The organism is Azospirillum sp. BE72, assembly GCF_031455875.1.
GTDB lineage: Bacteria > Pseudomonadota > Alphaproteobacteria > Azospirillales > Azospirillaceae > Azospirillum.
Genome location: NZ_JAVDTO010000002.1, coordinates 382,010 through 400,545 on the forward strand (window position 1 = coordinate 382,010; position 18,536 = coordinate 400,545).

Annotated in this window: 17 protein-coding genes; 5 read left to right on the forward strand and 12 right to left on the reverse strand. The window is 68.1% G+C overall.

All coding sequences use genetic code 11. The features are described from left to right. The first annotated feature begins 24 nt into the window (after nucleotides 1–24). A complete protein-coding gene (locus J2Y49_RS07910; RefSeq protein ID WP_310113860.1) occupies nucleotides 25–429 on the forward strand; it encodes a hypothetical protein in 405 nt (134 codons plus the stop codon). Here J2Y49_RS07910 and J2Y49_RS07915 read toward each other — a convergent pair. The 10 genes from J2Y49_RS07915 to tpiA all read right to left on the reverse strand — a co-directional run bounded on the left by J2Y49_RS07915 (nucleotide 398) and on the right by tpiA (nucleotide 11,573). Continuing rightward, nucleotides 398–1,630: an ABC transporter permease gene (locus J2Y49_RS07915; RefSeq protein ID WP_310113861.1), complete on the reverse strand. Its 1,233-nt coding sequence runs from the start codon at nucleotides 1,628–1,630 to the stop codon at nucleotides 398–400. The genes J2Y49_RS07910 and J2Y49_RS07915 overlap by 32 nt on opposite strands. Next, on the reverse strand, nucleotides 1,627–2,343 hold the full coding sequence (locus tag J2Y49_RS07920) for an ABC transporter ATP-binding protein (RefSeq protein WP_310113862.1): 717 nt from the start codon (nucleotides 2,341–2,343) through the stop codon (nucleotides 1,627–1,629). Before J2Y49_RS07920 ends, J2Y49_RS07915 begins: the two co-directional genes overlap by 4 nt. Beyond that, a complete protein-coding gene (locus J2Y49_RS07925; protein WP_310113864.1) occupies nucleotides 2,333–3,979 on the reverse strand; it encodes an efflux RND transporter periplasmic adaptor subunit in 1,647 nt (548 codons plus the stop codon). The genes J2Y49_RS07920 and J2Y49_RS07925 overlap by 11 nt, the downstream gene beginning before the upstream one ends. Before the next feature lie 81 nt (nucleotides 3,980–4,060). Further along, complete coding sequence (locus tag J2Y49_RS07930; RefSeq protein WP_310113866.1) at nucleotides 4,061–4,498, reverse strand: DUF192 domain-containing protein; 438 nt, start codon at nucleotides 4,496–4,498, stop codon at nucleotides 4,061–4,063. A gap of 108 nt (nucleotides 4,499–4,606) precedes the next feature. Beyond that, nucleotides 4,607–5,434, reverse strand: coding sequence for a 3-deoxy-8-phosphooctulonate synthase (kdsA, locus tag J2Y49_RS07935; RefSeq protein ID WP_310113867.1), 828 nt, complete (start codon nucleotides 5,432–5,434; stop codon nucleotides 4,607–4,609). A gap of 172 nt (nucleotides 5,435–5,606) precedes the next feature. Next, on the reverse strand, nucleotides 5,607–6,302 hold the full coding sequence (locus J2Y49_RS07940) for a dienelactone hydrolase family protein (RefSeq protein ID WP_310113868.1): 696 nt from the start codon (nucleotides 6,300–6,302) through the stop codon (nucleotides 5,607–5,609). Nucleotides 6,303–6,376: 74 nt separating this feature from the next. Further along, nucleotides 6,377–8,206: an autotransporter domain-containing protein gene (locus J2Y49_RS07945; RefSeq protein ID WP_310113870.1), complete on the reverse strand. Its 1,830-nt coding sequence runs from the start codon at nucleotides 8,204–8,206 to the stop codon at nucleotides 6,377–6,379. A 169-nt stretch (nucleotides 8,207–8,375) separates the two neighbouring features. Continuing rightward, nucleotides 8,376–10,007 (reverse strand): CTP synthase, encoded by a 1,632-nt coding sequence (locus J2Y49_RS07950; protein WP_310113871.1) that lies wholly within the window; start codon nucleotides 10,005–10,007, stop codon nucleotides 8,376–8,378. 281 nt (nucleotides 10,008–10,288) lie between these two features. Further along, a complete protein-coding gene (secG, locus tag J2Y49_RS07955; RefSeq protein ID WP_310113872.1) occupies nucleotides 10,289–10,630 on the reverse strand; it encodes a preprotein translocase subunit SecG in 342 nt (113 codons plus the stop codon). A gap of 187 nt (nucleotides 10,631–10,817) precedes the next feature. Further along, a complete protein-coding gene (tpiA, locus tag J2Y49_RS07960; protein ID WP_310113874.1) occupies nucleotides 10,818–11,573 on the reverse strand; it encodes a triose-phosphate isomerase in 756 nt (251 codons plus the stop codon). A 274-nt stretch (nucleotides 11,574–11,847) separates the two neighbouring features. On the opposite strand from tpiA, the gene mbfA reads away from it, so the two are divergent. Together mbfA and J2Y49_RS07970 are read left to right on the forward strand one after the other, a co-directional pair. After that, nucleotides 11,848–12,804, forward strand: coding sequence for an iron exporter MbfA (gene mbfA / locus J2Y49_RS07965; RefSeq protein ID WP_310113875.1), 957 nt, complete (start codon nucleotides 11,848–11,850; stop codon nucleotides 12,802–12,804). A 113-nt stretch (nucleotides 12,805–12,917) separates the two neighbouring features. Next, a complete protein-coding gene (locus J2Y49_RS07970; RefSeq protein ID WP_310113876.1) occupies nucleotides 12,918–13,430 on the forward strand; it encodes a MarR family transcriptional regulator in 513 nt (170 codons plus the stop codon). A 21-nt stretch (nucleotides 13,431–13,451) separates the two neighbouring features. On the opposite strand, the gene J2Y49_RS07975 is transcribed toward J2Y49_RS07970, so the two are convergent. Then, nucleotides 13,452–13,730, reverse strand: coding sequence for a hypothetical protein (locus J2Y49_RS07975; RefSeq protein WP_310113878.1), 279 nt, complete (start codon nucleotides 13,728–13,730; stop codon nucleotides 13,452–13,454). 168 nt (nucleotides 13,731–13,898) lie between these two features. On the opposite strand from J2Y49_RS07975, the gene J2Y49_RS07980 reads away from it, so the two are divergent. Both J2Y49_RS07980 and J2Y49_RS07985 read left to right on the forward strand, forming a co-directional pair. Further along, nucleotides 13,899–14,600 (forward strand): response regulator, encoded by a 702-nt coding sequence (locus J2Y49_RS07980; protein WP_310113881.1) that lies wholly within the window; start codon nucleotides 13,899–13,901, stop codon nucleotides 14,598–14,600. Beyond that, nucleotides 14,597–15,973, forward strand: a complete 1,377-nt coding sequence (locus tag J2Y49_RS07985) for an ATP-binding protein (protein WP_310113882.1) — start codon at nucleotides 14,597–14,599, stop codon at nucleotides 15,971–15,973. Before J2Y49_RS07980 ends, J2Y49_RS07985 begins: the two co-directional genes overlap by 4 nt. 54 nt (nucleotides 15,974–16,027) lie before the next feature. On the opposite strand, the gene J2Y49_RS07990 is transcribed toward J2Y49_RS07985, so the two are convergent. After that, nucleotides 16,028–18,289 carry an anthranilate synthase gene (locus tag J2Y49_RS07990; RefSeq protein WP_310113883.1) on the reverse strand — a complete coding sequence of 754 codons (2,262 nt, stop codon included), beginning with the start codon at nucleotides 18,287–18,289 and terminating at the stop codon, nucleotides 16,028–16,030. Between the last annotated feature and the right edge of the window lie 247 nt (nucleotides 18,290–18,536).

Consider the following 18,536-nt stretch of genomic DNA (forward strand, 5'->3'; position numbering starts at 1 on the left):
TCAACAGATTTTCGGGTCCATTCGTTGCCGTCGCTCCCCCCTGCCCCGCTCGTTGTCGCCCTCTTCCTGCCCGACCTGGGCGACCGGCCGGACCGGCGCGCGGCGGTCGACCTTGCCCATCGCCTGCTTCGTACCAGTGCGGCGGTGGATGTCGTGGCGCCGATGGGCGGCGGTCCCCTGCGCGCGACCCTAGATCCCGCCATCGGACAGATCGACCTCGCCAAGCGGCATGCCGCGACCTCCGTCCTGGCGCTGGCACGGGTGGTGGCGGAACGGCAGCACGGGTTGCTCGCCGCGCCGAGGGAGGCGGCATGGATCGCCCGTGCGGCACTGTGGCTTGCGCGCAGCGACGCGCGGATGGTGGCCTTGGCTGGCGATGCGGCGGCCGACTTCGCGGCTATTCGTGCCGCAGCGCCTCGATGGGATTGAGCAGCGCCGCCCGCCGGGCCGGGTAGAGGCCAAAGAAGACGCCGATCAGCCCGCTGACCACCACTGCCAGCACGACGGAGTCGATCCGGATCAAGGTCGGCCAGCCGGCAAGGGCGGCCACTCCCATGGCGGTCGCGATGCCCAGCGCCACCCCCACCGCGGCGCCGATCAGCGACAGGGTGGTCGATTCGATCAGGAACTGCACCAGGATGTCGCGCCGCCGCGCCCCGATGGCGAGCCGCAGCCCGATCTCCCGCGTGCGCTCGGTCACCGACACCAGCATGATGTTCATGATGCCGATGCCGCCGACCAGAAGCGACACCGCCGCCACCGCCGCCAGCAGGAAGGACAGGGCGCGCGAGGAGGCATCGCGGGTCGCCGACACCTCCGACAGGTCGCGCATCCAGAAATCGTCGTCCTGGCCGGGAATCAGCCGGTGGCGCTGGCGCAGCAGGTCGCGGATCTGGGCCTGCGCCTCCGCCATGTCGGCGCCGTCCCGCATCTTCACCACCATGGTGTGGATGAAGCGCGGGTTACTCTTCGCCATTCCCGGAATGTTGCGCTTGGCGGTGGACAGCGGCACGAAGATGACGTCGTCCTGGTCCTGTCCCTGGGTGTTCTGGCCCTTCTCCGCCAGCACGCCGACGACGGTCAGCGGCGTGGAAAAGACGCGGACCGGCTCGCCGATGGGATCGCCGCCGCCGAACAGGTTGCGCACCACCGTCTGGCCCAGCACGACCACCTTGTTGGCCTGGGCCACATCCTCGTCCGACAAGCCCCGGCCGGTCGCCACGCTCCAGTCGCGGGCGTCCATGTAGTCGGGCGTGATGCCGAACAGCACCGTGCCCCAATTCTGGTTGCCGGCGACGATCTGCAAATCCCAGCGCACCGAAGGCGCCGTCACCACCACGCCGGGAATCTCGGTCAGTACCGCAAGCGCATCATCTTCCGTCAGCGTCGATGCGGTGCCGGCGCCCAGCTTCACCCCGCTGCGGACGATGCTGCCCTGCCCAACCATGATCAGGTTGGTGCCGAGGCTGGCGATCTGGCGCAGAACCTGGTCCCGCGCACCGGCTCCGACCGCCACCATGGCGATCACCGCGGCGACACCAATGACGATGCCCAGCATGGTCAGCGCGCTGCGCAGAGGGTTCGCCCGCAGCGAATCCAACGCCGCGCGCAGGGCGTCCCACGCCGTCATGCCGCCACCTCCGCATCCTGGCGCAGGTCGTCGATCAGCCGGCCGTCGCGAAACTGCAGGACACGGGTGGCGAAGCGCGCCACCTCCGGTTCGTGGGTCACCAGAACCACGGTGATGCCGCGGCGGTTCAGCCGCTGGAACAGGGCGATGATCTCCAAGCTGGTTGCGCTGTCGAGCGCCCCGGTCGGCTCGTCGGCCAGAAGCAGGAGCGGGTCGTTGACCAGGGCGCGGGCGATGGCGACACGCTGCTGCTGACCGCCGGAAAGCTGGGTCGGTCGATGGCCTGCCCGCTCCCGCAAACCCACCGCGTCGAGCGCGGCCAGCGCCCGCTCCGCCCGCTCGGCATGGCCGACGCCGGCATAGACCATCGGCAGCATGACATTGGCGAGCGCCGTCTGCCGCGGCAGCAGGTTGAAGGACTGGAAAACGAAGCCGATGCTGCGGTTCCGCACCGCCGCCAGCGCGTCGGAGGAGAGGCCGGCGACCTCCCGCCCGTCCAGGCGGTAATGGCCGGCATCAGGACGGTCCAGACAACCCAGCAGGTTCATGAAGGTGGATTTGCCGGATCCGGACGGCCCCATGACCGCTACGAACTCGCCGCGACCGATGGCGACGGTGACGTCGTCCAGCGCATGAACGGTCTGCGGCCCCATCCGGTAGCGGCGGGAGAGGTTCTCGACGGCGATCAGCGGCAGGGGAGGATCAAAACCCAAGACGCGGTCCCCGGCGGGTGTCGCGGTCGGGGGACAGGATGCCGGTGATGACCTCCTGCCCGGCGCGCAGATCGCCGGACACCACCTCCGTAAAGCTGCCGTCGCCGATGCCGAGCCGGACCGGCACGCCGACAGGGCTGCCGTTGCCGGGGCCGAGAACCCAGACGGTGCGCGCGGCCTCAGCCGCCCGGCCGGGCTCCACCAGCGCATCGAAGCGGTCGCGCTGCGCAGGCTCCAGCAGAGCGGCAATTCTTTCCAGGGTCGTGGTGCGGATGGCATTCGCCTCGACCCGGCGGCGCTCGGGATCGCCGCCTTCGGCGTCCAGCGCGGTGAAGCGCTCGCGCGCCTCGGCGACCAGGGCGACGATGTCGCGGCGCTTGCCCTCGTCCAGCTTCAGCCCGTCCATCACCCGCTTGGCTGCGGCCTCCAGCGCCGCGGCGCCGCGGCCTCCGTTCGGACCGCCGGTGGTGGGGGCCGGCGCATCGACCGCCATCTCCACGCCCGGCGGGCGGAAGCGCAGGGCGGCGTTGGGCAGCTTCACCGCCGATGGGCGCTCGTCCACCGTGATGCGCAGATTGGCGGTCATGCCCGGCAGCAGCCGCAGTTCCGGGTTCTCGACCGTGATGACGACGATGTAGGTGACGACGGTCAGATCCTCCTTCGGCGCCAGCCGCACCTGGGCAACCCGGCCGGTGAAGCTGTCGCCGGGGAAGGCGTTCACGGTGAAGCGCACCGGCATGCCTTCGCGCACCCGGCCGATGTCGGCCTCGTCGATGTTGGCCAGCACCTCCATCTGCCGCAGATCCTGGGCGATGGTGAACAGGGTGGGGGCGGACAGGCTGGCCGCCACCGTTTGGCCGGTGCTGACCGCCCGGTTCACCACCACCCCATCGATGGGGGAACGGATGACGGAGCGGTTCAGGTCGACGCGGACCAACTGCAGGGCGGCCTCGCGCTGCGCCACCTGTGCGCGGGCGACTTCCACCTGCGCGGCGGCGACGGCGAGCGAGGCCTGGGCCGATGCCTCGGCCGCTTCCGCCTGCCGTTTCTGGGCGCGGGCGGCGACCAGTTGCGCCTGTGCGCTGTGGGCCGCGGTTTCCGCCTTTTCGAGGTCTGCGGCAGCCACCACCCCGCGGCCCTGCAGGTCGCGCCTGCGCCGCAGATCGCGCTCCGCATCGCGCTGGGCAAGGTCGGCACGCAGGATCTGGGCGTCGGCATTGGCAACGCTGGCCTTGGCGCTGGCAAGGTCCGCCCGCGCCTTGTCTTGCAGGGCCTGCTGCTGGATCAGGGACGCTTTGGCGGAATCGACGTCGGCGCCGGCCTGGGCCAGTCGTGCGGCGAGTTGGTCGCCGTTCAGGCGGGCAAGGATCTGGCCGCTGGTGACGCGGCTGTTGAAATCGGCATAGAGCTCAGCGATCTGGCCGGAGAGTTGGGAGCTGACCTCCACCGTCACCAGGGCGCTCATAGTGCCGGTTGCGCTGATGGCACTGACCAGTGCCCCCTGCTCGACCCTTGCCAGCCGGTAGGACGGTCCAGGCTCGGCGCGCGCCAGCACGACATAGGCGGACAGGCCGGCCGCGGCGCTGAGCGCCACCCCGATCATGATCGCCGCCCGCCTGCCTGCTCCCCTCGCCATTCCTGCCCTCTGCGCAATACCCCGCGCGATCAATCTGGGAGAGTTTAAGCGAAAGTCATGTGCGGGGGATCGTCTTTCCGTTTACGGTTTCGTGATGTCGGGGGACACCACGCGGTCGCCGGGGCGGATGCCCAGCCGTGACGCCATGCCGCCGTTCAATTCCAGGATCGCCTTGACCGGGCCGTCGGAACTGACGGAATCCAGCGATTCCGGCACCGCACGCTCATGGATGTTCACGATGCGGCCATCGGCGGCGATGAACAGCATGTCCAGGGGGATCAGCGTGTTCTTCATCCAGAAGCTGGCCGGTTGCACCCGGTCGTAGACGAACAGCATTCCGGCATCGGCCGGCATCGACTGGCGGTACATCAGGCCCTGCGCCTGCTGGCCCGGGGTCAAGGCCAGTTCGACGGTGAAGCGGAACTTGCCGCCGCCCGCCGTCTCCACGGTCAGCTTGGACTTCTGGAAGCTTTCCAGCGCCACCGCCGGAAAGGCGGCCACCAGCAGCAGGAGCGCCATGACGGCACCCCGAAAACCCCGACCGAACGTCATGCTCGTCCCCGAACGGCTGAAGTGGAAGAGGCGCCAGTCAAGCACGGCGCCGCTTCGCTGCCAAATTAAGCGTTTTTAGGACTTCGCCAGACGGTCGAAAGCCTGCAGCTTCGCCAGCAGTGCCGGCATGTCCGTCAGCGGGACCATGTTGGGGCCGTCGCTGGGCGCGCAGTCCGGGTTCTCGTGCGTTTCCATGAAGACGGCGGCGACGCCGACCGCGATGGCGGCGCGCGCCAGAACCGGAACGAATTCACGCTGCCCGCCCGAGGTCGTACCCTGCCCGCCCGGCTGTTGGACGGAGTGGGTGGCGTCGAACACCACCGGGAAGCCGGTCTCCGCCATGATCGGCAGGGAGCGCATGTCCGAGACCAGAGTGTTGTAGCCGAAGCTGGCGCCGCGCTCGCACAGCAGCACGCGTTCATTGCCCGAAGCGACCAGCTTGGCGGCGACATTCTTCATGTCCCACGGCGCCAGGAACTGGCCTTTCTTGACGTTGACGGCCCGGCCGGTCTCCGCGGCGGCAACCAGCAGGTCGGTCTGCCGGCAGAGGAAGGCCGGGATCTGCAGCACGTCCACCGCCTCGGCGACCGGGGCGCACTGGATGGACTCATGCACGTCGGTGATGACCGGGCAGCCGAAGCGCTCGCGGATTTCCGCGAAGATCGGCAGAGCCTTGTCCATGCCCAGACCGCGCGCGGTGGTGATGGAGGTGCGGTTGGCCTTGTCGAAGCTCGACTTGTAGATCAGCCCCATGCCCAGCGCCTTGGTCATCTCCACCAGCGCGGACGCGGTCTCCAGCGCATGGTCGCGGCTTTCCATTTGGCAGGGGCCGGCGATCAGGACGAAGGGGCGGTCGTTGGCAATGGTCAGGTCGCCGATCTGAACGGCGCGCGGCGTGGTCATCGGAGTGCTCCAAAACGAAAACGGGCGAAACGGCGCCCGTGGGCCTTTGCATCCCATTAAATGGGGGGATGGTCAATGGCGGGCGGCGCCGAGAGCTGCAAGCCACTTAGGCGCCTGCCGAATGCCCCCCCTAACCCTCCCCCGCCCAGCGGGGGAGGTTAGGTGGGGGCAATCACCCCAGATGCGTCCGGAAGAACTCCACCGTCAGCCGGTTCGCCTCGTCGGCCGCGTCCGGGTCGTAATGCTCGCCGCCCGGCCGGGCGAAGGCGTGGTCCATGCCGGGATAGACCTTGGCGGTCACCCACTTGTTGCCCTTCACGCCGGCCAGCAGGGCGTCACGCTTGTCGGGGCTGGAGAACTTGTCGTTCTCGGCCACATGCAGAAGCAGCGGCTTTGCGATCCTGTCGGCCTCGCCCAGCAGCCCTTCCAGCCCGACGCCGTAATAGCCGACATTGGCGTCCGCGTCCGACCGCGTCGCCATCATGAAGGCCAGCCGGCCGCCCAGGCAGTAGCCGACGCTGCCGGCCTTGCCGGTGCAGCCCTCCTGCCCGCGCACCCAGGCGAGCGCAGCCTTCAGGTCATCCACCGCCTTGTCCTGGTGCATGCCGTTCATCAGGGCGAAGGCCTGGTTCCATTCCTCCTGCGTCTTGTCGGTCAACTGCACGCCCGGCTGCTGGCGCCAGAACAGGTCGGGGCACACCGCCAGGAAGCCCTGCGAGGCGTACCAGTCGCACAGTTCGCGCATCACCGCGTTGACGCCGAAGATCTCCTGGATCACCACCAATCCGCCGGCCGGGGTAACAGTGGGTTCGGCGACATAAGCCGAGAAGCGGCCGCCGTCGGCGGCATCGATCATCACATCGGACATCGCGTTCTTATCCTCCCGTTGGCAAATCCGCCCCTGATATGGAGCGGACTTGGCCCCGGTCATCCCGCCTTTGGTCAGAAGCCGACGCTGAGACCGACGAAGCCGCCATAGTCGCGGCGGTCCTCGTCACCCAACCGGGCATTCAGGCCGAGCGTTCCGGTCACCGACGCCGCCAGCCGGAAGGACGCACCGGCCATCAGATCGACATAGCTGCGATCCGGCTTCGCCACCGCCACGTCGTAGGCCAGCGTGGAGATGCTGCGGCTTTCCACCGTGATGCTGCGCTGGTCGTCCTTGAACTCACGGTTCAGCGTCACCTTGGCATAGGGCAGGACGCTGCCGAAATCATAGGCCGCCTGATAGCCGACGCTGCCGACCAGCGAATTGCGGGTCTGCGACCGGTAGGTGAAGCCGAACAGGCTGCTGTCCTCGCTGAAGCCTTCCACCTCCACATGCTGGTAGCGCAGGCCGAGCACCGGACCGTGGGTCAGGCCGCCCATGGTGAAGTCGTAGCCACCCTCGACACCGAAGGAAGCGTTGATGCCATCGGTGTTGCCGCCGGTCGAATGGTCGGTGCCGTTGATGGTGACACCGCGGCGCAGGTCGTAATCGGTGAAGCCGAAGGACCCGACACCGTTCACGAAGGCGCCGCCCATGCGGTAGACGCCGTAGCCGCTCAGCACATAGTCGCGCTGCTTGTAATCGCCGCCGGTGGAAAAGCTGCCGCGATAGTGCGACAGCGTACCGGCCACGCCCAGCAGCAGGTTTTCGCCGAAGCGCTTGTCGATGCCGATGCTGACCGACAGCGGCGTGCCGCGCACCTCCGCCTGCCCGCCGGCGCCGGGATCGCCGGTGCGGTCGCTGGTCAGGCGCCCTGCTCCGCCGCTGATCCAGGCGCCGGCCTCGCCGGGCTTGCGGCTCCACAGGCTGGTCGCCGCCTGGGCGAGGATCGTCGCGGTCACCCGGTCGCGCGTCCGCAAAGGCGATTCGGCAAGCTGCGCGACATTGCCCGGCGCCGTCAGCGCGTTCAGCACGAAATCGGACACGGCGCGATGCCCGGCGGTCGTCGGATGGACGCCATCGGCAAACAGGTAGCTCTCCGCCGCGTTCGGCGTCACCAGGGTGGCGGAGGTGCAGAGCAGCGAACTGCTGGTGGTGCAGGCGGTTCCCGTCACGTTGGTGAAACCGAAGGACGTCGGATTCGCCACCGCGGCCCGCAGCAGGGAATAGGTGTCGATCGGGATGACCGAGACGCCGGCATTGGCCAGCCCCAGTGTGACCAGCTGGTTATAGCCGCCGACCAGTTGCGAGATCTGCCCGGCCGCGGTGGTGCCCTGAGTTCGCCCGAACGGAGTGGAGCCGATGTCGGGCACCGTCGGCACCAGGATGGTGCGTGCACCGGCGGCCCGCAGCCGGGCCACCTGCGTCACCAGATCGGATGCCGCCTGCGTCACCGTCGCCTGGGCGGTTGCCGGGCTGCTCAGCGACGCAAGGATGTCGTTGGCGCCGCCCCAGACGGTGTAGAGCGCATTCGGATCGGCCCGCCCGCCGGTGGAGGCGAGATAGCCGGAGATCTGCGTCGCCACGCTGGGCGCCAGCGCCGTCGGGCCGGTCGCCGGCACGCCGACCGACGTGTTCACCCGCGCCCCGCCGACCGCATAGTCGGTGCCGCCCCGTACCACCGTGGCGGCGGAGGTGCCGAGCGCACCGGCGAGGCTCTCCGCCCACACCGGGCCGGGATTGGTGGTGAACTTGCCGCCGACCGGCAGAAGCGATTGGAACGCTCCGCTGTCGGTCAGGCTGTCGCCGAAGAAGATGGTGGAGGAGTAGTCCGCTGCTGAGGCCGGAACCGCGGCGAGTGCGGTCAGACAGGTGGCGAGTGCGGCGATCCTGGCGCGGTTCATGGTCCTTCCCCCGGTCCGATTGTTTGATTGTGCGATTTTCAGCGGATCGTCGCACAGGGGAGTCGGGGGTGCAAGGAAGGTGACGTATAGGGAAGGTGGCGGGCATGAAAAAGCCCCGCGTTTGAGGGCGGGGCGTTTTCAGTACAGAAGCTCGTGTGCCGCGTGTCCCTCAGACCAACCGGCTCTGATCGATCGCCGCCTTGATGAAGGCGGTGAACAGCGGGTGGGGCTCGAACGGCTTGGACTTCAGTTCGGGATGGAACTGCACGCCGATGAACCAGGGATGGTCGGGGATCTCGACGATCTCCGGGAGTTCCCCGTCCGGCGACAGGCCGCTGAACTTCATGCCGCAGCGCTCCAGACGCTCCTTGTAGTACACGTTCACCTCATAGCGGTGACGGTGCCGTTCGGAGATGTCGGTGGTGCCGTACACCTCGGCGACCTTGCTGCCTTCCAGCAGCTTGGCGGGATAGGCGCCCAGCCGCATGGTGCCGCCCAGGTCGCCGACCTCGGCACGACGCTCCAGCGTGTTGCCGCGCATCCACTCCGTCATCAGCCCGACGACCGGATTGCCCGGCTTGCCCAGCTCGGTGGAGCCGGCATCCTCGATCTTCGCCATGTTGCGGGCGGCCTCGATCACCGCCATCTGCATGCCGAAACAGATGCCGAAATACGGCACCTTGCGCTCACGCGCGAATTGGGCCGCCCGGATCTTGCCTTCCGTCCCGCGGGAGCCGAAGCCGCCCGGCACCAGGATGCCGTGGACGTTCTCCAGCCGCTTCACCGCCGCGTCGTCATCCTCGAAGATCTCCGAATCGATCCAGTCGAGGTTGACCTTGACGTTGTTGGCGATGCCGCCGTGGGTCAGCGCCTCGGCCAGCGACTTGTAGCTGTCGAGCAGGCTGATGTACTTGCCGACCACCGCGATGGTGACCTCGCCCTGCGGCTTGCGCACCCGGTCCATGATGCGGGTCCAGCGCGACAGGTCCGGCTCCTTGTCGGTCGGCAGACCAAAATAGCTCAGGACCTGGGTGTCGAAGCCTTCCTCGTGGTAGCTGATCGGCACCTGATAGATCGAATCGACGTCCAGCGCCGCGATCACCCGCTCCGGACGGATGTTGCAGAACAGCGCGATCTTCTTGCGCTCGTTCTCCGGGATCGGACGGTCGGCGCGGCACAGCAGGATGTTGGCCTGGATGCCGACGCTCAGCAGCTCCTTCACCGAATGCTGGGTCGGCTTGGTCTTCAGCTCGCCGGCGGTCGGGATATAGGGCAGCAGGGTCAGGTGGATGTAGAGGACATTCTCCTGCCCGACCTCGTTGCCGAACTGGCGGATCGCTTCCAGGAAGGGCAGCGATTCGATGTCGCCCACCGTGCCGCCGATCTCGATCAGGACGAAGTCCTCGTCGGTGGCGTCGGCGCGGATGAATTCCTTGATCTCGTCGGTGATGTGCGGAATGACCTGGACGGTGCCGCCCAGGTAATCGCCGCGACGCTCCTTCGCGATCACGGTGGAATAGATGCGGCCGGTGGTGATGTTGTCGCCCTTGCGGGCCGACACACCGGTGAAACGCTCGTAATGGCCGAGGTCCAGGTCCGTCTCAGCCCCGTCGTCGGTCACGAAGACCTCGCCGTGCTGGTAGGGGCTCATCGTTCCGGGGTCGACGTTCAGGTACGGGTCCAGCTTGCGCAGACGCACCTTGTAGCCGCGCGCCTGGAGAAGCGCCCCAAGCGCCGCCGACGCCAGACCTTTGCCCAGCGAAGAAACGACGCCACCGGTGATGAAGATGTAGCGAGTCATGTCCGTCCGAAGAGCTTGAGAGCTGTTCCATGTCCCCGTTGGGGACGGATGGCCGATGTCCCCGTAGGGGACGGAGTAATCGATCCCCATAGGGGACGGTATTGTCCTTCCCCATAGTGGACGGATTGTCCGTCTCCCCGGAGGGGAGAGATGTTCAACGTCCCCCGAAGGGTCGCCGCCGAGACATGGCGTCGCGAACGTCGGCCCTCAAAAGAAAGAGGCGGCTTCGGGGAGGCCGCCTCGCTTTTCGCTCGTACCCGTGCGCTGCTGGGATGGTCCCTTTACTGGGCTACCGGCGGCGCAGGTTGGGCCGGAGCGGCAGGCTGCGCCGGGGCCGCCGGAGCGGTCGACTGCGCGGGAGCCGCCGGCAGGGTGTCGATGATCGACGCCGGGCGGGAATGACCGCCGGCCAGGATCGCCAGCACGATGCTGGTGGCGAAGAAGCAGGCCGCCAGGATGCCGGTGGTCCGCGTCAGCAGATTGGCCGTTCCACGGGTGCTCATCATGCCGCCCATGGTGCCGCCACCGATGCCGAGCCCGCCGCCTTCCGACCGCTGGATCAGGATCACGCCGACCAGCCCAACGGCGATCAGCAGGTGAATAACCAGAATCACCGATTCCATGCGATGCTCACCCCACACCCATCCCAAAAATCGAATAGCGCGCCACAGGCCGTCTTAAGGGCCCGTGGCGCGCGCCCACTGTTTGTACCGCGGCGCCGCGCGATATGCCAGCGCCAAAATACCTATGCCGTATCCATTGGCGGCATGGCTGACACCTGATGGTGCCATGTCGCAAACGGCAGGGGTATCAGCGGCAGGCGGTGGCGATGCCCCAGAAATCGTCGGCCTTCAGCGACGCACCGCCGACCAGCGCGCCGTCGACATTCTCCACCGCCATCAGCTCAGCCGCGTTGCCCGGCTTGACCGAACCGCCGTAGAGGATGCGCACCTTGTCCGGATCGGCGATCTTGCCGGCCAGCTCGGCCCGGATATGGGCATGCATTGCCTTCACGTCGTCCGGAGTCGCAGTCTTGCCGGTGCCGATGGCCCAGACCGGCTCATAGGCGATGACGGTGTTCCCGGCATTCGCACCGGCGGGGATGGAGCCGGCAAGCTGGCCCGACACCACGGCGTTCGCCTGACCGGCATCGCGCTGCGTCTCGGTCTCGCCGACGCAGACGATGGCGACCAGCCCCTCCTTATGGGCGGCGACGGCCTTGGCGTTGACCACGGCGTCGCTCTCGCCATGGTCGGCGCGGCGCTCCGAATGGCCGAGGATCACGAAGCGGCAGCCGGCATCCTTCAGCATGGTTGGGGCCACGTCGCCGGTGTGGGCGCCGGAGGTCTTCGGCGCGCAATCCTGGCCGCCCAGCGCCAGCGGGCTGTCGGCGATCGCCTCCCCCACCGGGAACAGCAGCGGGAAGGGCGGGCAGACCAGCATGTCGAAGGCGACCGGCCCGGCGCCCTTCAGCCGCCCGGCGAGGTCGGAGGCGAGATCCAGCCCATCGGCCTTCAACCCGTTCATCTTCCAGTTTCCGGCGATCAGCTTCCGGCGTGCGGTCATGGTCGTTTCCTTCTTGTCTCGGCTTTATATGGGAACTTGCGGAACGTTCTTTGCCTCTCGTGACCACAGCCCATACCAAGCCCGCCGCCGAATTTCCACTCACCCGACCGGCGCATCCACCCGTGCTGGCCTTAAGGGACATCGTGTAGCACCCTGCCTATGCCGTCGCCGGCCTGGGGCGGCCATATCGGCCGAACCGCCAATTTGAAGATGTCCCTATGCGGAATAGGTTCATTCGCAACGCACCATCCTCTTGCGGTGAAGGCACTACCAAATGAAGAACTTCTCGGAGCTGACGGAAAAGGAGCTGCTGGCGCTCGCCATCTCGTTGGAAGAGGAAGACAGCCGCATCTATGACGAGTTCGCCCACGGTCTGGCCGAAAACTACCCCGATACGGCCCGCATGTTCAGCGCCATGGCGTCGGAGGAGAACGGTCACCGGCACCGACTGCTGGAACTCTTCCGCACGCGATTCGGCGACCACATCCCGCTGATCCGCCGCCAGGACGTGAAAGGATTCGTGGAGCGCAAGCCGGTCTGGCTGACGCGCCCGCTGGGACTCGACACCGTCCGCCGGCAGGCGGAAGTGATGGAGGCCGAGACCAAGCGGTTCTATGCCCGTGCCGCACAGCGGTCGCAGGACGCAGCTATTCGCCAGCTGCTGGGCGATCTGGCGGAGGAGGAGCGGCGGCACGAGGCCAAGGCCGAGCGGCTGGAAGCGAAATACGTCTCTCCCAAAGTGCGGGAGCAGGAACACGAATCGGAACGCCGGCTGTTCGTGCTGCAGATCATCCAGCCCGGGCTGGCCGGGCTGATGGACGGATCGGTGTCGACGCTGGCCCCGCTGTTCGCCGCCGCCTTCGCGACGCAGGACAGCCACGAGACCTTCCTGGTCGGTCTGGCCGCCTCAATCGGCGCCGGCATCTCCATGGGCTTCGCCGAGGCGCTGTCCGACAACGGGTCGCTGACCGGGCGCGGCAGCCCATGGCTGCGCGGGCTTGTCTGCGGGGCGATGACCACGCTGGGCGGGTTGGGCCACGCCCTGCCCTATCTGATCCCGCATTTCTGGACGGCGACCGCCGTCGCCATCGCGGTGGTGGTGGTCGAACTGGCCATCATCGCCTGGATCCGCAACCGCTACATGGACACGCCGCTGCTGTCGGCCGCCTTCCAGGTGGTGGTCGGCGGACTGCTGGTCTTCGCCACCGGAATTCTGATCGGCAGCGCCTGAGCGGCGGAGGAAAAGCCGCGTCCGGGAACGAGCTTGTTCTTGTAACCGGACGCACGATTGTTTATGTCTGAGCCGCTGTCCTAATTAGAATAAATCGAACCAACCGCGTCGCCATGGCTGACCTGAAAGCGGGCGTGAACCAGCTCTTCCTCCGCGAGGAGGAACTCCGTACCGGAATGGAGCTGCTTTTCTACGCCTATCGCGAATTCACCGCCGAACCGGACGAAATTCTGGCGGAGATCGGCTTCGGCCGCGCGCACCACCGCGTGATCTATTTCGTCGGCCGCTATCCCAAGATCACCGTTTCGGAACTGCTGGCGATCCTGAAGATCACCAAGCAGAGTCTGTCGCGCGTGCTGGGCGAACTGGTGCGCCAGGGTTTCATAGACCAGCAGACGGGCGCCCGCGACCGGCGGCAGCGTCTGCTGGAACTGACGGAAAAGGGCGTGGAGCTGGAGCGCCAGTTGTCCGAGACCCAGCGCCAGCGCATCGCCCGCGCCTACCGCATGGCCGGGGCGGAGGCGGTGGAGGGATTCCGCAAGGTGATGATGGGCATGCTGGACGAGGGGGACCGCGCGAAATTCGTACCGCCCGTTCCCCCTGCCCGTCTTGCCGCGAAACGCTGAAAACGAAACGCTGCAACCGCCTCAGCCGGTGCTAGGCTCCGTCTTCGTCTCCGGCGCCGCCGGCCCGGCATCCTTGGAGCCGGCCTCTGCCGTGCTGGTGTCCGCCGGCTTGTCGGCCGCGGCCTTCGCGTCGTTGGGGGTGCGGCGGCGGAAGCCGCCCTTGCGGTACACCACGTTTTCCGAAGCACCCGGCGGACATTGAACGATGTTGCCGCCCTTCGCCAGGAAGTTGCGGGTCATTTCGGCGAGGTCTTGGGCGTCCAGGTCCCGGGGGTCGTTGGACCTGTGGTCGTAGGCCATCGTGATCGCTCCTGTGTCTCTCGGCCCTCTGAGGAGGACATATGGAGGGTAACACGGAACGAGGGCGAAACGGCCAACCGCTTACACGACTGCCCGCCATGCACACCCATGATGCATCACGCATGGTGCCACTATGTCGATTGCGGGGACACGCGTTATAGTCGCGTCATGACCGAAGATCAGCCTCATATCCTGGTCGTCGACGACGACACCCGCCTGCGCGAGCTGCTGCGCAAGTACCTCGCCAGCAATGGCTTTCTGGTCAGTACCGCGCGTGACGCCGCGGATGCCCGCGCGCAGCTGGGCGGGCTGGCCTTCGACCTGTTGGTGCTCGACATCATGATGCCCGGCGAATCCGGATTGTCGCTAACCGAGTCGCTGCGGCGCGAACGCGACTTGCCGATCCTGCTGCTGACCGCCCGCGACGAGCCGGACGACCGCATCGCCGGGCTGGAGGCGGGGGCCGACGATTATCTCGCCAAGCCCTTCAACCCGCGCGAGCTCTTGCTGCGCATCAACTCCATCCTGCGCCGGCAGGCCGCGCGTCCGCCGGAACCGGCGGCTCCACCTGCGGTGCCCGTGCGGCTCGGCCCCCTGACCTATCTGCCGGACCGGGACGAGTTGCGCCAGGGCGACGAGGTGATCCGCCTGACCACGGCGGAGGCGAGCCTGCTGCGCATCCTTGCCGCCTCGCCCGGCGTCACCTTCACGCGCGAGGAGTTGACGGAGCGCAGCAAGGTCGCCGGCAACGCCCGCACCGTCGATGTCCAGGTCACCCGCCTGCGCCGCAAGATCGAGGCCGACCCGCGCGAGCCGCGCTACCTCCACACTGTCCGCGGCGAGGGATATGTGCTGAGGCCCGATCCTTGACGGCGGCATCGGACCGCAGCGTCGCAGCCCGGCGGGCCGAACGGCGGCGGCGCACGCCGTTCGTGAAGCGGTTTCTGCCGCGCACCCTGTTCGGCCGGACGCTGCTGATCATCGTGACGCCGGTGATCCTGGCCCAGGCGGTGGCGACCTGGATCTTCTACGACCGCCACTGGGACACGGTGACCAACCGGCTGGCCTATGCGGTGGCCGGCGATATCGCCACCGTGATCGCCATGATCGAACACGACCCGTCGCAGGAGGGGCGCGATTGGACGCTGGCCACCGTCGCCCGCACCACCGACCTGATCGTCACGCTGGAGCCGGGGCAGACGCTGCCAGATGAACGCCGCCGGCTGAGCGGTCTGCTGGAACGCACGCTCGGCAAGGCGCTGGACGAACGGATCGGCCGCCCCTTTGCCATCAACACCCGCGTCGCGCGGGAATGGTACGAGATCCGGGTGCAGATGGCCGACGGCGTGTTGTCGGTGATGTCGCCGGAGCGGCGCCTGTTCACGCCGACCAGCTACATCTTCATCCTGTGGATGGTCGGGTCGGCCGTGGTGCTGTTCGCCGTGGCGATCCTGTTCATGCGCAACCAGATCCGCCCGATCAAGCGGCTGGCCATCGCCGCCGACGCGCTGGGCAAGGGCCGCGACGTCTCCAACTTCAAGATGGAAGGGGCGACGGAGGTGCGGCAGGCCGCCTCCGCCTTCCTGCTGATGCGCGAACGCATCCAGCGCCAGATGAACCAGCGGACGGAGATGCTGGCTGGTGTCAGCCACGACCTGCGCACCCCGCTGACCCGGATGAAGCTGGCGCTGGACATGATCGAGCATCCCGACCTCGACCCCGAGGTGGAGGAGCTGAAGGCCGACGTCGCCGAGATGGAGCAGATGATCGAAGGCTATCTCGCCTTCGCCCGCGGCGAGGGGACGGAGGCGGTGCAGCCGACCGACCTGACCCGCCTTCTGAACGAGGTCGCCTCCGGTGCGCGGCGCGACGGAACGGAGGTGACGCTGACGGCGCCGGAGGGGCTGGTCCTGCCGCTGCGTCCCAACGCGGTCCGCCGCTGCATCGCCAACCTGCTGGTCAATGCCGGCCGCCATGCCGGCACCGCCTGGGTCAAGGCCGAACCGAAGGAAGGCGTGATCGAGATCACCGTCGACGACGACGGCCCCGGCATCCCCGCCTATCTGCGCGAGGACGTGTTCAAGCCCTTCTTCCGCGTCGACAGCAGCCGCAATTTGGACACCGGCGGCTCGGGCCTGGGGTTGACCATCGCCCGCGACGTGGCGCGCAGCCATGGCGGCGACATCACGCTGGACGACAGCCCCTATGGCGGCCTGCGCGCAGTGATCCGGCTGCCGGTGTGACGGAGTGAAGCCGGGGGAGCGGACGGCGCCACGCTCTCCCGGCGGACACGATCTTCAAGCGGCCACCTCCCGTTTGGACAACCTGCCGCCGCGCGTCGCCAGCGTCGCCATCACCGTGTCGATCAGCGCCAGACCATGCCCGCCGTCGAGCGTCAGGATCGATTCGGGGTGGAACTGCACGGCGGCCAGCGGCAGAGTCCGGTGCTCGATCGCCATCACAGTTCCGTCCTCCGTCTCCGCCGTCACCCGCAACTCGGGCGGCAGGCTGTCGCGCTTTGCGACCAGCGAATGGTAGCGGCCGACCCGCATCCCCTGCGGCAGCCCCTCGAACAGTCCGCAACCCTGGTGGATCAGGGGCGAGGACTTGCCATGCATCGGCTCCGGCAACCGGTCGAGCGTCGCGCCGAAGCTCTCGGCCATGCCCTGCAGCCCCAGGCAGACGCCGAACACAGGCACACCGAGGTCCAGAGCCGCCTGCACGCTGCCGCCGACATCGAAATCGGCCGGACGCCCCGGCCCCGGCGACAGCACCAGCAGGTCGGGCGGCTCGTCGCGCAGCGCCGTCCGCGCGTGGGTGTGGCGCAGAGTCGTCACCATCGCGCCGGTCCGGCGGAAATAGTCGGCCAGCGTGTGGACGAAGCTGTCGTCATGGTCGACCAGCAGCACCCGCCGCCCCTCCCCGCTCCGCCGGGCGGCAGACGACACCGCGGCGGCAACCAGCGTCAGCCGCGGCGACGCTCCGTCCCCCCGCACCGCGTCGAGGAAGGCGGAGGCCTTCAGGCGGCATTCGGCGTCTTCCGCCTCCGGGTCGCTGTCGGACAGCAGGGTCGCGCCGGCACGAACGAAGGCGACCCCGTCCTTCATGCGGATGGTGCGCAGGGTCAGGCCGGTGTCCATGCCGCCGTCGAACCCGATGCGTCCGAAGGCCCCGCCGTACCAGCGGCGCGGCGACCGTTCGGTGTCCTCCAGGAACTGCATCGCCCAGCGCTTCGGCGCACCGGTCACCGTGACTGCCCAACTGTGGGTGAGGAAGGCGTCCAGCGCGTCGAAGCCGTCGCGCAGGCGTCCCTCCACATGGTCCACCGTGTGGATCAGGCGGGAGTACAGCTCGATCATCCGCCGGCCGACGACACGGACCGAACCGGGCTCGCACACCCGCGCCTTGTCGTTGCGGTCGACGTCGGTGCACATGGTCAGCTCCGCCGCGTCCTTGGCGGAGTTCAGCAGCGTCAGGATCTGCGCGGCATCGCCCAGCGCGTCGGCGCCGCGCGCCACCGTGCCCGAAATCGGGCAGGTCTCCACCCGTGCCGCCGTTGGGCCGGTGCCGACGCGGACATACATCTCCGGGCTGGCGGCGACCAGGAACTCGCCGTCCCCCAGATTGATCAGCGCCTCGTAGGGGGCCGGATTTGCGGCGCGCAGGCGGCGGAAGATGGTGGAGGGGCTGTCCGCGCAGGGCTCGGCAAAGGTCTGGCCGGGCACCACCTCGAACAGGTCGCCGCGGCGAAAGGCCTCCTTCGCCGCCCGCACCGCCTGCTGGTACTCGCCGGGCGCATGGTCGCACTCCGCGGCGGCATTGGTGTCCGGGCGGTAGGCGTGGACCCGGCCGCCGCCGGCAACCCCCTCGGTGGAAACGCCATTCACCACGAACTCGTAGGCGAAGCGGCGGGCCACCCCGGCGCCATGATCGACGACCAGCAGCCGGTCGGGAAGATACAGCACGAGGTCGCGCTGGTCGTCCGACCGCTCCAGCCGGCGCCGGATCGGCTCGAACTGGAAGGCGAGGTCGTAGCCGAAGGCGCCGTAGAGCCCCAGGAACGGCTCGTCCGGGCAGGAGAACAGCGCCATCAGCGCCCGCAGCACGCTGAAGACCGACGGCTGCCGGCTGCGGTCCTCCTCCGCGAAGACGCCCGTCGGGCGGCGGACCAGCGCGGTGATGCGGCCGTCCGTCACCTCCAGCCCGACCAGTGCTTCATGCCCGTCCAGTGCGCCCGCGATGGCGGGCAGCAGAAGGCGGCCGCGCGGATTCAGCGCGTCGATGCGCACCGTCCGGCCGCGGGCGGTCACCGACAGGGGCGGATCGACGAAGCCCATGGCTTGGCGACGATAACGGCCGGGCGCCTCCACTCCGCCCGACAGCAGCAGGCCGCGCCGCTCGTCCAGTGCGGAGGCGAGCGTGTCGAGCGCGTCGGCGATCCCCGCCGGCTCGGTGGTGCGGCACACTCCCAGCCCGCCCCCGGTGGTGGTGGCGAACGGGTCCAGGAAAGCGGGATCGGCCAGGAATATGTGGGAGGGATACAGATGGGAGGGCGTCATGGCGGCGGGGCTCCGGTTCGGGCGTCTTGTCGGTGACGCCGCACGGTGCTTCCGCCTGCTTGTCCGTCTTTCCCTTCGGTGACCCGCTGCCGGGTCAGGAAAAAGGCCGCTCCGGATGCACCGGGCGGCCTTTTGTCGTCAATCCACGTTCACACGCGTCGCCAGGCCGGCCCGTTGGAGACGGGCCACCACCAATGTTGCGACAGGAGGGGCGAGGACATGTTCATGCCGACAACGGCACCACATG